Source organism: Myxococcus sp. AB025B (assembly GCF_006518215.1).
GTDB classification, from domain to species: Bacteria; Myxococcota; Myxococcia; order Myxococcales; family Myxococcaceae; genus Myxococcus; species Myxococcus fulvus.
The window spans coordinates 1-15,775 of sequence record NZ_SRLW01000237.1; the positions used below are offsets into that span (position 1 = coordinate 1).

General features: G+C 70.9%; 12 protein-coding genes. 11 read left to right on the forward strand and 1 reads right to left on the reverse strand.

Annotated features, from left to right (window positions below; translation table 11 throughout):
• The first annotated feature begins 245 nt into the window (after positions 1–245).
• From FL311_RS30960 to FL311_RS31010, 11 genes are all read left to right on the forward strand, one after another.
• The gene (locus FL311_RS30960; protein WP_141330800.1) at positions 246–1,049 is read left to right on the forward strand and encodes a hypothetical protein; all 804 of its coding nucleotides are present in this window, start codon (positions 246–248) and stop codon (positions 1,047–1,049) included.
• Between the two features lie 331 nt (positions 1,050–1,380).
• Positions 1,381–7,284, forward strand: a complete 5,904-nt coding sequence (locus tag FL311_RS30965; RefSeq protein ID WP_228557192.1) for a HAMP domain-containing protein — start codon at positions 1,381–1,383, stop codon at positions 7,282–7,284.
• Complete coding sequence (locus FL311_RS30970; protein WP_141330802.1) at positions 7,281–8,114, forward strand: protein-glutamate O-methyltransferase CheR; 834 nt, start codon at positions 7,281–7,283, stop codon at positions 8,112–8,114. The genes FL311_RS30965 and FL311_RS30970 overlap by 4 nt, the downstream gene beginning before the upstream one ends.
• Positions 8,111–8,659 (forward strand): chemotaxis protein CheB, encoded by a 549-nt coding sequence (locus FL311_RS30975; protein ID WP_141330804.1) that lies wholly within the window; start codon positions 8,111–8,113, stop codon positions 8,657–8,659. Before FL311_RS30970 ends, FL311_RS30975 begins: the two co-directional genes overlap by 4 nt.
• Positions 8,656–9,711 carry a two-component system response regulator gene (locus FL311_RS46170; RefSeq protein ID WP_141330806.1) on the forward strand — a complete coding sequence of 352 codons (1,056 nt, stop codon included), beginning with the start codon at positions 8,656–8,658 and terminating at the stop codon, positions 9,709–9,711. The genes FL311_RS30975 and FL311_RS46170 overlap by 4 nt, the downstream gene beginning before the upstream one ends.
• A 30-nt stretch (positions 9,712–9,741) precedes the next feature.
• Positions 9,742–10,146, forward strand: a complete 405-nt coding sequence (locus FL311_RS30985) for a hypothetical protein (protein ID WP_141330808.1) — start codon at positions 9,742–9,744, stop codon at positions 10,144–10,146.
• Positions 10,139–10,399, forward strand: a complete 261-nt coding sequence (locus FL311_RS30990) for a DUF5985 family protein (protein WP_141330810.1) — start codon at positions 10,139–10,141, stop codon at positions 10,397–10,399. The genes FL311_RS30985 and FL311_RS30990 overlap by 8 nt, the downstream gene beginning before the upstream one ends.
• A 15-nt stretch (positions 10,400–10,414) precedes the next feature.
• Entirely contained in the window at positions 10,415–10,681 is a 267-nt protein-coding gene (locus FL311_RS30995) for a DUF5985 family protein (protein WP_141330811.1), read from the forward strand.
• 85 nt (positions 10,682–10,766) lie between these two features.
• Positions 10,767–11,936: an alkaline phosphatase PhoX gene (locus FL311_RS31000; RefSeq protein ID WP_141330813.1), complete on the forward strand. Its 1,170-nt coding sequence runs from the start codon at positions 10,767–10,769 to the stop codon at positions 11,934–11,936.
• Between the two features lie 51 nt (positions 11,937–11,987).
• Positions 11,988–12,920, forward strand: a complete 933-nt coding sequence (locus FL311_RS31005; RefSeq protein WP_141330815.1) for an aldo/keto reductase — start codon at positions 11,988–11,990, stop codon at positions 12,918–12,920.
• A gap of 148 nt (positions 12,921–13,068) precedes the next feature.
• Positions 13,069–15,459: an ATP-binding protein gene (locus tag FL311_RS31010; RefSeq protein WP_141330817.1), complete on the forward strand. Its 2,391-nt coding sequence runs from the start codon at positions 13,069–13,071 to the stop codon at positions 15,457–15,459.
• On the opposite strand, the gene FL311_RS31015 is transcribed toward FL311_RS31010, so the two are convergent.
• Positions 15,428–15,775, reverse strand: a 348-nt coding sequence (locus FL311_RS31015; RefSeq protein WP_255510374.1) for a S41 family peptidase, incomplete at its 5' end; no start/stop codon positions are given. The two genes, FL311_RS31010 and FL311_RS31015, sit on opposite strands and share 32 nt — an antisense overlap.

The following is a 15,775-nucleotide window of genomic DNA, read 5'->3' on the forward strand; positions in this document are numbered from 1 at the left end:
GGGGGCGTCAGGGGCGGTCCATCTGCGCCGTGCGGCGGCATGGCCCGACGCTACCACACGCGCGCGTGCACCCAGGTGGCACACCCGGGGGCATGTGCCACCCGAGTGCCATTCGTGGTGCCACGTGAGGGGCGAAGACGGTCGCCCGCTCGGAGCGCGCGACGACACGCGGGCGGCATGTGCCTTGCTCAAGCAGGCCGCGGCGCGAACGCGCGCTCCAACCCATCACCGAGAAAGACACCCTCATGTCGAAGCTGCGTCATACCCTGGTCATGCTCACGATTCCCGCCGTGCTGTGGGGCTGCGGCCCCGAGGACCTGACCGAGGCGCCTGGGCAGAACGGCGCGGCCACGCCCGGCGCCGAGTCGCTGGCCAGCACGTCCGCCGCGCTGGTGGCGAGCAACGAGTTCACCTGGTCCCAGGGCAACCTCGCCAAGCCCATGGGCGGCACCGACGGACGCTCGTGCTTCCTCACGCGCGTGGGTGGCGACCTCCAGGGAGGTGGCGAGCGCGTGGACATCTTCCAGTCGGGCGGCTCCTGGTACCTGGGCGGCGCCTCGCAGCAGACGGGCATCCACGGCGCGGCCCGGTGCGTGGAGGCGGAGGGGGACACCACCGAGTACCAGTGGACGCAGTCGATGGCGTACCCCGTCTACATGGGCACCGCGACCAACCGCGTCTGCTACCTGGTGGGCATCGCCGGCAAGTTCAACGGCACCGGAGAGTGGGTGCACGCCTACGTCAGCGGCGGGAGCTGGTACCTGAACGGCAACTCCAGCCAGAGCAGCGTGCGCGCCCGCGCGCGGTGCATCAACGTCTCGCCGTCCGGCACCGACCCCGCGTATACGAACGAAGTCGCCTGGTACCAGGGCTCGCCCGCGTCCTACCTCATGGCGACGCCCTCGACGCGCGCTTGCGGCCTCACGTTCGTGCGCGGCAAGTTCGAGGGGAGCGGTGAGTACGTGCGCATCTACAACGACTCCGGTTACTGGTACCTGAGCGGCTCCTCGAACCAGACCGGTGTCGCCGCTCGCGCGCGCTGCTTCTGACGCGGGGCTCGCACGCCGGCGCTTCGGGCGGCCTCGGGCGACAGGGCCCGAGGCCGTGCCGGCGTGAGTCCAGGCGCTCCGGGAAGGGCGCGGGGCGCGCCCGGGAACCGCCGGGCGCGCCTTCCTCCCGGGCGAGCGGGCAGGCGCGGCCCGCGTGTCCGACTTCACGCGCCGTGGCGGCCCTCCCCTGGGTCAATGTTGGCTGGCGCACGAAGTCGCGGGCGAGTGTCCGGTGGTGGGCACTGTGCCCTCCCGAGGGGGCTGTCGGGGGCGGGGAGTCGCGGGACAACGGAGAGGCCGCGCCCATCCCAGGGACGTGCAGGGGCTCTCAATGACTGTGAAGAAGGTTGTCTCGCGTCGCGCTCGTGCGGTGGTGCCACCGCGGCGCCCCGTGGAGGACGACTCGGATGCGTTGGACTCGCGGCAGCTGCTGCGCGTGCTGACGGCGGTGCGCAAGGGTGACTTCTCCGTGCGCATGCCCGTGGACAAGGTGGGCAACGCGGGCAAGGTCGCGGACTCGCTGAACGAAATCATCGAGCTCAACGAGCGCATGGCGCACGAGTTCGAGCGCATCGGCAACGTGGTGGGCAAGGAGGGCCGCATCACCCAGCGCGCCCACGTGGTGAGCGCGGTGGGCTCCTGGGCCGACTGCGTGGAGTCGGTGAACACGCTGGTGGCGGACCTGGTGCAGCCCACCACGGAGATGGGCCGCGTCATCGGCGCGGTGGCCAAGGGCGACCTGTCCCAGACGGTGGCGGTGGAGGTGGACGGCCGGCCGCTGAAGGGCGAGTTCTTCCGCACCGCCCGGCTGGTGAACGGCATGGTGGAGCAGCTCGGCGCCTTCGCCTCCGAGGTGACGCGCGTGGCGCGCGAGGTGGGCACGGAGGGAAAGCTGGGCGGCCAGGCCCGCGTGAAGGGCGTGGCCGGCACGTGGAAGGACCTCACGGACAACGTGAACTCCATGGCGTCCAACCTCACGTCCCAGGTGCGCAACATCGCCGAGGTGACGACGGCCGTCGCCAAGGGGGACTTGTCCAAGAAGATCACCGTGGACGTGCGCGGTGAGATTCTGGAGCTGAAGAACACCATCAACACGATGGTGGACCAGCTGTCGTCCTTCGCCTCGGAAGTGACGCGCGTGGCGCGTGAGGTGGGTACGGAGGGAAAGCTGGGCGGTCAGGCCGTGGTGAAGGGCGTGGGCGGCACGTGGAAGGACCTCACGGACAACGTGAACTCCATGGCGTCCAACCTGACGTCCCAGGTGCGCAACATCGCCGAGGTGACGACGGCCGTCGCCAACGGAGATTTGTCGAAGAAGATCACGGTGGACGTGCGCGGCGAGATTCTGGAGCTGAAGAACACCATCAACACGATGGTGGACCAGCTCAACTCGTTCGCGTCCGAGGTGACGCGCGTCGCTCGCGAGGTCGGCACCGAGGGCAAGCTCGGCGGACAGGCCGTGGTGAAGGGCGTCGCGGGTACGTGGAAGGACCTCACGGACAACGTGAACTCGATGGCGTCGAACCTGACGTCGCAGGTGCGCAACATCGCCGAGGTGACGACGGCCGTCGCCAACGGAGACTTGTCCAAGAAGATCACCGTGGACGTGCAGGGTGAAATCCTGGAGCTGAAGAACACCATCAACACGATGGTGGACCAGCTCAACTCGTTCGCGTCCGAGGTGACGCGCGTCGCGCGCGAAGTGGGTACGGAAGGAAAGCTCGGCGGTCAGGCCGTGGTGCGCGGCGTGGGTGGCACGTGGAAGGACCTCACGGACAACGTGAACTCCATGGCCTCCAACCTCACCGCGCAGGTGCGCAACATCGCCGACGTGACGACGGCCGTCGCCAAGGGTGACCTGTCGAAGAAGATCACGGTGGATGCGCGCGGTGAGGTGCTGGAGCTGAAGAACACCATCAACACGATGGTGGACCAGCTCTCGTCCTTCGCCTCCGAGGTGACGCGCGTCGCGAAGGAGGTCGGCACGGAAGGAAAGCTCGGCGGTCAGGCCGTGGTGCGCGGTGTGGGCGGTACGTGGAAGGACCTCACGGACAACGTGAACTCCATGGCTTCCAACCTCACGTCCCAGGTGCGCAACATCGCCGAGGTGACGATGGCGGTGGCGCGCGGTGACCTGTCGAAGAAGATCACCGTGGACGTGCGCGGTGAGATCCTGGAGCTGAAGAACACCATCAACACGATGGTGGACCAGCTCAACTCGTTCGCGTCCGAGGTGACCCGCGTCGCCCGCGAAGTGGGTACGGAAGGAAAGCTCGGCGGTCAGGCCGTGGTGAAGGGCGTGGGCGGCACGTGGAAGGACCTCACGGACAACGTGAACTCCATGGCCTCCAACCTCACCGCGCAGGTGCGCAACATCGCCGAGGTGACGACGGCCGTCGCGAACGGTGACCTGTCGAAGAAAATCACGGTGGACGTGCGCGGCGAGATTCTGGAGCTGAAGAACACCATCAACACGATGGTGGACCAGCTCAACTCGTTCGCGTCCGAGGTGACGCGCGTCGCTCGCGAGGTCGGCACCGAGGGCAAGCTCGGCGGACAGGCCGTGGTGAAGGGCGTCGCCGGTACGTGGAAGGACCTCACGGACAACGTGAACTCCATGGCGTCGAACCTGACGTCGCAGGTGCGCAACATCGCCGAAGTCACCACGGCCGTGGCGCGCGGTGACCTGTCGAAGAAGATCACCGTGGACGTGCAGGGTGAAATCCTGGAGCTGAAGAACACCATCAACACGATGGTGGACCAGCTGTCGTCCTTCGCCTCCGAGGTGACGCGCGTCGCGCGTGAGGTCGGCACGGAAGGGAAGCTGGGCGGTCAGGCGGAGGTGAAGGGGGTGGCCGGCACGTGGAAGGACCTCACGGACAACGTGAACTCCATGGCCTCCAACCTGACGACGCAGGTGCGCGGCATCGCCAAGGTGGTGACGGCGGTGGCCAACGGCGACCTGAAGCGCAAGCTGGTCGTGGACGCGAAGGGTGAAATCGCCGAGCTGGCGGACACCATCAACGGGATGATCGACACGCTGGCGGTGTTCGCCGACCAGGTGACCACGGTGGCCCGCGAGGTGGGAATCGAAGGGAAGCTGGGCGGACAGGCGCGCGTGCCCGGCACGGCCGGCATCTGGCGCGACCTCACCGACAACGTGAACCAGCTCGCCGCGAACCTGACGACGCAGGTGCGCGCCATCGCCGAGGTGGCCACGGCGGTGACCAAGGGTGACCTCACGCGCTTCATCACGGTGTCCGCGCAGGGCGAAGTGGCCGCCCTCAAGGACAACATCAACGAGATGATCCGCAACCTGAAGGACACCACGCGCAAGAACACGGAACAGGACTGGCTCAAGACCAACCTGGCCAAGTTCACCCGCGTCCTCCAAGGACAGCGGGATTTGCTCACCGTCTCCAAGGTCATCCTGTCGGAGCTGGCGCCGCTGGTGGACGCGCAGCACGGCGTCTTCTACATCTCCGAGCGCGCCGAGGCCGGGGAGCAGATCCTCAAGCTGCTCGCGTCCTACGCGTACCGGGAGCGCAAGGGCCTCTCCAACACCTTCAAGCTGGGCGAGGGACTGGTGGGCCAGTGCGCGCTGGAGAAGGAGCCCATCCTCCTGTCGGACGTGCCGGACACGTACATCCGCATCTCCTCGGGGCTCGGTGAGGAGGTGCCGCGCAACATCGTCGTGCTGCCGGTGCTCTTCGAGGGGGAAATCAAGGCCGTCATCGAGCTGGCCTCGTTCCACCGCTTCAGCGAGGTGCACCTGGGCTTCCTCGCGCAGCTCACCGAGTCCATCGGCATCGTGCTCAACACGATTGCCGCGAACATGCGCACCGAGGCGCTGCTCAAGCAGTCCCAGGCGCTCACGGACGAGCTGCGCAAGCAGCAGGAGGAGCTGACGGAGACGAACAAGCGCCTGGAGCAGCAGGCCACCTCGCTCCAGCAGTCCGAGGAGCTGCTCAAGCGTCAGCAGGAGGAGCTGCGCCGCACCAACGAGGAGCTGCAGGAGAAGGCGAAGCTGCTCTCCGAGCAGAAGACGGAGGTCGAGCGCAAGAACGGCGAGGTCGAGCAGGCCAAGCGCGCGCTGGAGGAGAAGGCTGAGCAGCTGAGCCTCACCTCCAAGTACAAGTCCGAGTTCCTCGCCAACATGAGCCACGAGCTGCGCACGCCGCTCAACTCGCTGCTCATCCTGAGCCAGACGCTCAGCGACAACGTGGAGGGCAACCTCACCGGACGTCAGGTGGAGTTCGCCAAGACCATCCACGCCTCGGGCGCGGACCTGCTGGAGCTCATCAACGACATCCTCGACCTGTCCAAGATTGAGTCCGGCACCATGACGGTGGACGTGGGCCCGCTGCGCTTCAGCGACCTGCGCGAGTTCGTGGACCGCACCTTCCGTCAGGTGGCGGACAAGAAGGGCCTCCAGTTCGACATCGACCTGTCGCCGGGCATGGCGGGCGAGGTGGAGACGGACGCGAAGCGGCTGCAGCAGGTGCTCAAGAACCTCTTGTCCAACGCCTTCAAGTTCACCGAGTCCGGCTCGGTGTCGCTGCGCATGGGCATGGCGAGGAGCGGCTGGACGCCGGACCACCCGGTGCTCTCCAGCGCGCCCTCGGTGGTGGCCTTCTCCGTGCGCGACACGGGCATCGGCATCCCCAAGGACAAGCACCACATCATCTTCGAGGCCTTCCAGCAGGCGGACGGCTCCACCGCGCGCAAGTACGGCGGCACCGGCCTGGGCCTGTCCATCAGCCGCGAAATCGCACGCCTGCTCGGCGGCGAAATCCGGCTGGAGAGCGAGCCGGGCCAGGGCAGCATCTTCACCCTCTACCTGCCCCTGGACTTCATGGCGGAGCGGCCCGGCGTGGACAACCGCCTGGTGTCCAGCGTGCTGGCGCAGTCGGTCGCCATGCTGCCACCGCCCCTGCACCTGGAGGACTCGTCCCCGGCGCCGGCGGGGCTCGTGTCGCTGGCCATCGACGATGACCGCGCCAGCATCCAGCCCGGGGACAAGGTGCTCCTGGCGGTGACGCACGCGCCGGACCACGCGGCCCGGCTGCGCGCGGCCGCGCAGGGCGCGGGCTTCAAGGTGCTCGTCTCCACGGAGGTGGAGGGCGCGCTGGACGTGGTGCGCGACTCGCGGCCCGTGGCCGTGGCGGTGGACCTGGACCTGCCGGAGATGGCGGGCTGGGTGGTGCTGGACCGGCTCAAGCACGACGCCAGCACGCGCGCGCTCCCCGTCTACACCGTGTCGGACGACGACCACCGCGAGCGCTCGCTCAACCTGGGCGCCATCGGCCACCTGCGCGCGGCGGCGGACCCGGCCGCGGCGGTGGCGGCGCTGGCCTCCCTGCGCGACTTCGTGGAGCGCAAGGGCCGGGGGCTGCTCATCGTCGAGGACGACGCCGTGCACCGCCAGTCGCTCCAGGAGCTGCTCGGCAGCGACGACGTGCAGACGATGGCGGTGGGCACCGCGGCGGCCGCGCTGGCCGCGCTGGCGGAGCGCCGCTTCGACTGCATGGTGCTGGACCTGGGCCTGCCGGACCTGCCCGGCACGGAGCTCATCCGCCGCGTGCGCGAGGCGCATGGGGCCGGCGGGCCGCCCATCATCGTCTACACCGGCCGCGAGCTGTCGCGCGCGCAGGAGACGGAGCTGCGCCGGGTGGCGGAGGCCATCGTCGTCAAGGACGCGCAGAGCCCCGAGCGCCTGCTGGAGGAGACGAGCCTGTTCCTGCACCGCTCACCCGCCACGCTGTCGGAGACCAAGCGCCGCATGCTGGAGAAGGCGCGCGAGCGGGACCCGCTGCTCGTCAACCGCAAGGTGCTGGTGGTGGACGACGACGTGCGCAACATCTTCGCCCTCAACACCGTGCTGGAGCGCTACGGCATGAAGGTGGCCTTCGCGGAGAGCGCGCGCGAGGGCCTGGCGCAGCTGGAGACGGACGAGGACATCGAGCTGGTGCTGATGGACGTGATGATGCCGGAGATGGACGGCTACCAGGCCATGCGCGCCATCCGCCGCATGGAGCGCGTCTCTCACCTGCCCATCCTCGCGCTCACCGCCAAGGCGATGAAGGGGGACCGGGAGAAGTGCCTGGAGGCGGGCGCGTCCGACTACATCACCAAGCCGGTGGACATCGAGAAGCTGCTCAGCCTGTTGCGCGTGTGGCTGCACGCGCCCCGGGGAGGCCAGGCCAAGGGCCCGCGCACGGAGGTCTCCGGGTGAGCGCCGGGGCCCAGTCCGCGGCGCTGGAGACGCTGGAGGCGGAGCTCCTGCTGGAGGGCGTGGCCCGCCACTGGGGCTTCGACCTGCGCAGCCACTCGCGTCCGCAGTTGCTGCGGCGGCTGCGGCGTCACCTGCGCGAGGAGCGCCTGGAGTCCTTCTCCGCGCTCCAGGCCCGCGTGCTCCACGACAGCGACGCGCTGGAGGGGCTCCTGCGCGCGCTGTCGTGCACGCCGCCCACGCTCTTCTCGGACGCGGCCTTCTTCCGCGACTTCCGCGCGCGCGTCGTCCCCGTGCTGCGCACCTGGCCGTCGGTGCGCGTGTGGCACGCGGGCTGCGGCACGGGAGAGGACACCTACTCGCTGGCCATCCTCCTGCACGAGGAGGGGCTGTGGGGGCGGTGCCGGCTGTACGCGTCCGACGCGAGCGAGGGGCTGCTCGCGGACGCGCGCACGGGCGTGGTGCCCCTGCCCGGCGAGGACTGCGCGCGCCGCCACGCGGAGTCGGGCGGCAGGGGCTTGCTGTCGGACCACTACACGCGCGACGGCAACTGGGCGCTGCTCCACCCGAAGCTGCGCGACGGCATCTTCTTCACCCAGCACAACCTGGCCATCGACGGCTCGTTCAACGAGTTCCATGTCATCGTGTGCCGGGACACGCTGCTGTCCTTCAACCGCGCGCTGCACAACCGCGTGCACTCGCGGCTGTATGAGAGCCTGGCCCGCTTCGGCTTCCTGTGCCTGGGGCGCAAGGAGTCGCTGTCGCGCACGCCACACGCCCTGGCCTTCGAGGAGCTGGAGGGCAGTGGCCGCATCTTCCGGAGGGTGTCATGAGCGTGGGGTTGCTGGTGGTGGGCGCGCCGCGTGGCGCCGCGGCGGACCTGGGGACGCTGCTGTCCGTGTTGCCGGCGCACCTGCCGGCGCCCGTCGTCGTGGCGCTGCACCGGGGGCCGCACGACCGGCTGGTGGAGCCCCTGGGCCGCCGCTGCGCGCTGCCGGTGGTGGAGCCGGACGACAAGGACGACCTGGTGCCCGGCCGCGTGTACCTGGCGCCGTGGGGCTACCACCTGCTGGTGGACCGGGGCTCGGTGTCGCTGTCGGTGGAGCCCCCCGAGCACGGCTGTCGTCCCGCCATCGACGCGCTCCTCGAGTCCGCGGCGGACAGCCACGGCGCCGCCGCGGCGGGGCTGCTCTTCGGCGGCCATGACGACGGCCTCACGGGGCTGGGCCTGCTCCAGGCGCGCGGCGGGCGCGTGGCGCTGGTGGGCGGCGAGGACGGGGAGCTGTTCGACGCGGAGGTCGAGCGCTTGTCGCTCGGGGACGTGGGAGGTTGGCTCGCGCGACTGGCCTACGTGTCGCGCGGCAGGGTGCAGCCATGAGCCCCGTGTCCGTCCTCCTGGTCGATGACCAGCCCGAGGGGCTGCTCGCGCTGGAGGCGACGCTCGCGCCGCTGGGGCTCCAGCTCGTCACCGCGCGCAGCGGCCGCGAGGCGCTGCGCCACCTGCTCTCCCAGGACTTCGCCGCCATCCTCCTGGACGTCGTGATGCCGGGCATGGACGGCTTCGAGACGGCGAGCCTCATCCGCGAGCGCGAGCGCAGCCGCCACACCCCGCTGCTCTTCCTCACCGCCCTGTCGCGCGGCCAGCTGCCGGAGCTGCGCGCCTACGCCGTGGGCGCGGTGGACTACCTGCTCAAGCCCTACGAGCCGGAGATCCTCCGCTCCAAGGTGAGCGTGTTCGCGGACCTCTACCGCAAGACGGAGCTGGTGAAGCGTCAGGCGGAGGTGCTGCGGCAGACCGAGCGGCGCGAGCACGAGAGCGAGCTGGCCGAGGCCCAGCGCCGCGTGGACGCCGAGCGCGCCCGCGCCCGCGAGGAGCTGCTGCGCCGGGAGATGGAGACGCACCGCAACCAGCAGCGCTGGCTGGAGGCCGTGCTCGCGGCGCTCCCCACGCCGCTCGCCCTGGTGGAGCCCGGCACGGGCCACACCCTGCTGGCCAACCGCGCGGCCCAGGGGCTCGCTGGCGGAGGGCTCGCGTACCGCGAGGCCCAGGGCCTCCACGAGGGCCTCGTCGTGCGGGGCCCGCAAGGCCAGGTGCTCTCCACCGACGAGCAGCCCCTCATGCGCGCGGCCCGCGGTGAGGCCCTCCAGGGCTTCCATGTGGATTGGGAGTGGGGTGGCCAACAAGGCTCGGTGCGCGCCTTCAGCACCTGGCTGCCCCGGATGCATGGCCGTCCGGAGACGGTGCTGCTCGCCCTGCTGGACGTGGCGGCGCCGAGCGCCACGGTGCAGCTTGTGGAAGGACTCAGGCAGCTTGCGCCCGCCCACCCGGGACGGGAGGACATGGAGGGCCCGCTTCCCGTGAGGCAGGGCGAGCGGGCGAGGGAGACGTCCACGCCGGAACCTGAACATCCTGTTGCGAGAAAAGGTTGACGCACAAAATAACGTGGGCATGGTGGCCCTGTGAGCGACGCCGGACTTCCGCCGCGGGTCCAGCGCTTCATCACGACGCACATCGACTCCCTGGAGAAGCTGGAGGTGCTCCTCCTGCTTCGAGCCCAGCCGGGGCGGGAGTGGACCGCGTCATCGGTGAGCCTGGAGCTGCGCATCACAGAACCTTCCGCCGCCGCGAGGCTGGCGGACCTCACCGCGAGGAGCCTGCTGGTGAGCGATGGGGGGCGTGTGCCCGTCTATCGCTTCAGTCCGGCGAGCTCGGAGGACGTGCAGGCCGTCACGGAGCTGGCGGCGGTGTACGGTGTGCGTCGGGTGAGTGTCATCTCCTTCATCTTCTCCCGCCCCCTGGACAAGGTCCGGGGCTTCGCGGAGGCCTTCGTGCTGAAGAAGGACAAGGACGGCGACCATGGCTGAAGCGGTCTACATCCTCTGTGCCTTGACGAGCCTGGCGTGCGCGGTGCTGCTCCTGCGCGCATGGAAGCGCAGCCAGTCACGGCTGCTGCTGTGGAGCGGGCTGTGCTTCGTGGGCATGGCGGCCAACAACATCCTGTTGTTCGTGGACCTGGTGGTCCTGCCGACGACGATTGACCTGTACCTGCCCCGGCAGCTCACCACCCTGGCCAGCGCCTCCGTCCTGCTGTACGGCCTCATCTGGGACGCCTCGTAGCGAGAGCAACCCGCCATGTTCCACTCCATGCTCAATGGCGCGGTGGCGATGGCGTGGCTGGCCTGCGCGCTGTTCTTCCTGCGCTTCTGGAAACAGTCGCACGACCGGCTGTTCGCCTTCTTCGCGCTGTCGTTCGCGGTGCTGGGGGTGAACTCGGTGGTGGCCGCGCTCATCGACACGCAGGACGAGCGGCGCTACTACATCTACGTGGCCCGGCTTGTCGCCTTCCTCATCATCCTCTACGCCATCTGGGACAAGAACCGCGCGAGTCGACGCGGCTGATGTGTCCTGACGCGCACCCGTCCTCCGCGTTCAGTGGTGGGGCGGCGCGCGGGTGGTTCTCCTGACCGGTACAGGAGAACCACGCATGCGGCTGGGTCGTCGCGACTTCCTTCGTCTCTCCGCGCTCGGGGGGAGCGCGCTCGCCTTCGGTCCCGGGTTCTGGAAGGACGCCTACGCGGCCCCGGCCCAGGCGGGCCCCGGTCCCTACGGCGCCATCTCCGGCTCGCCCGACGTCAACGGCCTGAGGCTGCCGGCGGGCTTCACCTCCCGCATCGTCGCGCGCTCGGGACAACCGGTGGGGCCCACCGGTTACGTCTGGCATCCGGCGCCGGACGGGGGGGCGTGCTTCGCGCGGCCGGAGGGGGGCTACGTCTATGTGTCCAACAGCGAGGCCATCTCCGGCGGCGCGAGCGCGGTGCGCTTCGACGCGGGCGGCCGGGTGCTGGCGGCCTATCGAATCCTCGCGGGCACGCGGCTGAACTGCGCGGGTGGGCCCACGCCGTGGGGCACGTGGCTGTCGTGTGAGGAGCACCCGACGGGTTGGGTGTGGGAGTGCAACCCGGCTCGGCCGTCGCAGGGCGTGGAGCGGCCGGCGCTCGGCGCGTTCCCGCACGAGGCGGTGGCGGTGGACCCGGTGGGCCGGCGGCTGTACCTGACGGAGGACCAGCCCGAGGGGCGGCTGTACCGCTTCACGCCGTCCGTGTGGCCCCGCTTGTCGGAGGGCACGCTGGAGGCGGCGAAGGTGTCGGGCGACGCGCTGGCGGGGGAGGCCCGGCTGTCGTGGGTGCGGTGCTCGCCGGAGAAGTCCGTGTCGCGTCAGCCGGACGTGGCGGCGCGCACGACGGTGTTCGAGGGCGGCGAGGGCTGCTGGTACGACGGCGGCACCGTCTACTTCACCACCAAGGGGGACAACCGCGTGTGGGCGCACACGCCGGCGACAGGGAGGCTGGAGGTCATCTACGCGGCGTCGCTGCTGCCGCTCGCGCCGCTGACGGGCGTGGACAACGTGGTGGTGTCGCGCTCGGGGGACCTGTTCGTCGCCGAGGACGGCGGCACCATGGACCTGTGTCTCATCACCCCGGGACCCCAGCGCGTGGTGTCGCCGTTCCTCCGGTTGAGGGGGCACCCGGGCTCGGAGCTCACCGGGCCGGCCTTCAGCCCGGATGGGCGGCGGCTGTACTTCAGCTCGCAGCGCGGCACCTCGAACTCCATCAACGCCGGCGTCACGTTCGAGGTGTCCGGTCCCTTCCGCTGAAGCCGGCGCGTGGCTTGACGACGCGGGAGGGCTCTTGCAGATACGGGGGTCATGTCCACGCTCCCCTCCTTCTCGCCCCGCCGCGCGCTGGGCCGCACCGGCTTCGTCGCCACGGCGGTGGGCATCGGTGACATCGCCGACCGCTCGACGCCCCGCGAGGTGCTCGTCGCCACGCTCACGCGCGCGCTGGACGCGGGGCTGAACGTCATCGACACCGCGCCCAACTACGAGGAGGGGCTGAGCGAGGAGGTGGTTGGCGAGGCGCTGCGCGGCCGGCGCGAGGGCGTGTTCCTCATCGACAAGGTGGACGTGCTCGACGCGCCGGTGGGACCTCAGGTCGAGGCGAGCCTGAAGCGGCTGGGGCACGCGCACGTGGACCTGTTCGTCTTCCATGCCGTGTCGGAGCTGTCCGCGTGGGAGGCGCTCGCCGCGCCGGGTGGGGGACTGGAGCAGCTGGGCGTGTGCGTGCGCGCGGGACAGGCGCGCTTCCGGGGCATCTCCAGCCATCACCCGGAGGTGCTGCGCCGGGCGGTGCTGTCCGGGCTGTGCGACGTGGTGATGTTCCCCCTGGGGCCCTTCGTGGATGCGCGCTACGTGGAGGACGTGCTGCCGCTGGCGCGCTCGCGCGGCGTGGGCGTGGTGTCGTTCAAGACGTTCGGCGCGGGCAAGCTGTTGGGCGACACGGAGGGCTATGGCCGGCCGCTGGAGTCGCGGCCCCGGGGCAAGGTGGGCTCGGGTGGACGTGAGGACCGGGAGGCGCCGCTGCTGCCGCACCTGGGCGTGGAGGAGTGCGTGCGCTACACGCTGACGCTGGACCCGGACGTCATGTTGATGGGGATGAGCCACCCCAACGAGCAGGACGCGGCGCTCGCGGCGGCCCACGCGTGGCGTCCGCTCACGCCCGAGGCGCTGGAGGACGTGCGCGTGCGCGCGCGCCGGGCCATCGACGGCAAGGGCGCCGTGTGGTGGAACCCGACCGCCTGAAACACCCCCCGGGCGTGGGGGTGTGGCCATTCAACGTCTGGCGGGTCTGGGATTGGACAGTCCTCCCGTCTGCGGAGGTGGGCGGCATTGTTGCGGGCGCCGGGACGCTCTTAGCTGCGGGCTTCACCGCGCTCTCGGGGTCGCCTTCATGTCCGCCGAGCCGAACCCACTCGACGACCTTCCTGACGACACCGCCGGGGCACCGCGCGGCGCCGCGGCGACAGGGGCTCGCGCCGAGCCCGCGTCCTCCGAGTCCGCGCGGCTGGCCTTCCTGTATCGCGCGGGTGAGGCGCTGGGGGCCTCGCTGGAGTGGCGCACGGTGTTGCGACGGCTGGCGGAGCTGGTGGTGCCGGAGCTGGCGGACTGGTGCGCGGTGGACGTGCTGGGGGACGATGGCCGCGTGGAGCGCGTGGCCGCGGCGCATCGGGAGCCGGGGCGGGTGGCGCTGATGCACGAGCTGTTCCGCCTGCGGCCGGTGGGCCTGACGACGTCGGACGCCATCGCGCAGACGCTGCGCACCGGCGTCGCGGCGCGGATGGAGGCCGTGTCGGAGCGGGCGTGGGAGCGCGAGGTGGCGCTGGGCGCGCGGGTGGGGATGGTGTTGCCGCTGGTGGCGCGCGGCAGGGTGTTGGGGGCGATGTCGCTGCTGCGCGGTGACGCGGCGGCGGGCTTCACGGAGCAGGACCTGGAGGTGGCGCGGGAGCTGGGGCGGCGCGCGAGCCTCTCCATGGAGAACGCGCTGTTGTACGAGGAGGCCCGGGCCTCCCAGGCGCTCTCCGCGCGACTGCAGACGGTGACGGCGGCGCTGTCCCGGGCGGCCACCGCCGAGGACGTGGCCCGGGTGCTGGTGCACGACGGGCTGGAGGCCTCGGGCGCGTCGCGCGGCACGGTGATGAGCCTGACGGACGAGGGCTTCATCCGCTTCATCGGCGCGTTCGGCTACTCGCGGGAGTTCCGGGCCGCGCTGGAGGGGCAGCGTCCGCTGGTGGTGCCGGTGCTGGCGCGCGCGGCCGAGCGGCGGGAGGCGCAGTGGTTCTCGCGCCTGGAGGACTTGTTGCCCATGACGGGCATCGTCCGGCGCGAGGTGGCGGTGCTGGGGGACGGGGCGCGCGCGGTGCTGCCGCTGCTCACGGAGCGGGGCGTGCGCGGCTTCGTGTGGCTGGCCTGGGACGGGCAGCGGGACTTCACCGCGTCGGAGCGCTCGTTCCTGGAGGCGCTGGCCCAGCAGTGCTCGCAGGCGCTGGAGCGCGCGGTGCTGTACGGCACGCTGCGCGAGCGGGGCGAGCGGTTGCACCACGCGCTCCAGATGGGGAAGGAGGCCGAGGAGCGGCTGTTCTTCCTGCTCGAGGCGAGCCGCGCGCTGGCCGAGCACCTGGACGACGTGGAGTGGACGCTGGAGCACGTGGCGCGCGTGGCCGCCAGCAGCGTGGCGTCCAGCTGTCTGGTGGAGCTGGTGGGGCCGGATGGCACGCTGCGGTGCGTGGCGTCCGCGCACCAGGAGCCCTCGCGGGACGCGTCGGTGCTCCAGGCGCTCGGCGGAGAGGGCGCGCTGTCGCTGTCGCGCGAGTGCTTCCAGTCCGGAGAGCCGCGCTTCGTGCCGGACGTGGACGCGGCGTTGTGCGAGCGCTTGTCGGACAGCTCCGAGCAGCGGGCGCTGTTGCAGGCGCTCAGGCCCGCGTCGCTGTTGGTGGTGCCGGTGCGCACGCGGGGGCGAACGCTGGGCGTCATCACGCTGGGGACGTCCCCGCCGCAGCGGCCGCTGGCCATGTCGGACGTGTCGATGATGGAGGAGCTGGCGCGACGCGTGGCGGTGGCGCTGGAGAACGCGTCGCTGTATCGGGACGCGCAGGCGGCGGTGCGGCTGCGCGACGAGTTCCTCTCCGTGGCGAGCCACGAGCTGAAGACGCCGTTGACGAGCCTGAAGCTCCAGCATGGGCTCATCGACCGGGCGCTGGGGCCGGACTCGCGCGAGAAGGTGGCGCCGAGGCTGTCCACGGCGATGCGGCAGGTGCAGCGGCTGGCGTCGCTGGTGGACCACCTGTTGGACGTGAGCCGCGTCTCGCTGGGGCGGCTGGCGCTGGAGCCCACGGAGGTGGACCTGGGGCAGGCGGTGCGCGACGCGGTGGACCGGATGGAGGAGGTCTTCGCGGTGGCCGGGTGCACGGTGCGGGTGGAGATTCCCGAGCCGCTGCAGGGGCGGTGGGACTCGCTGCGGTTGGACCAGGTGCTGGTCAACCTGCTCACCAACGCGGCGAAGTACGGCGCGGGGCGGCCGGTGCAGGTGTCCGCCTCCGCCGACGGCGAGGCGCGGGTGCGCCTGTCGGTGCGCGACGAGGGCATCGGCATCTCGGAGACCGACTTGCCGCGCCTGTTCGGCCGCTTCGAGCGCGCGGTGTCGGAGCGCCACTACGGTGGGCTGGGGCTGGGGCTCTACATCAGCCGGCAGATCGTGGAGGCCATGGGCGGGAGCATCGAGGTGGAGAGCCGCGAGGGCGTGGGCTCCGTCTTCACCGTGCTGTTGCCTCGTTCAGCAGGCTGAAGGCGTGCTCGAGCACCTCGTCGCGTCCGGCGCGCAGGCCCTCGAGGGTGGGGTGGACCTCCACGTCGGGGCGCAGGCCCACGCCCTGGACCGGCTGGCCGTCGGGGGTCTCGAAGCGCTGACCGGTGAAGAGGACGCAGAGGGCGCCGGGGAGGCAGACGTTGGTGGTGTCGCCCACGGCGCCCGCGGTGGCGCTGCCCACGAGGCGTGCGCCGGACGCGGCGCGCAGCATCATCGCGGTGTATTCGCCCTGGCTCAGCGTCCGTGCGTCGACCAGGAGGATGACGTGTCCTCGGTAGAGGGGACCGTTGTTGGG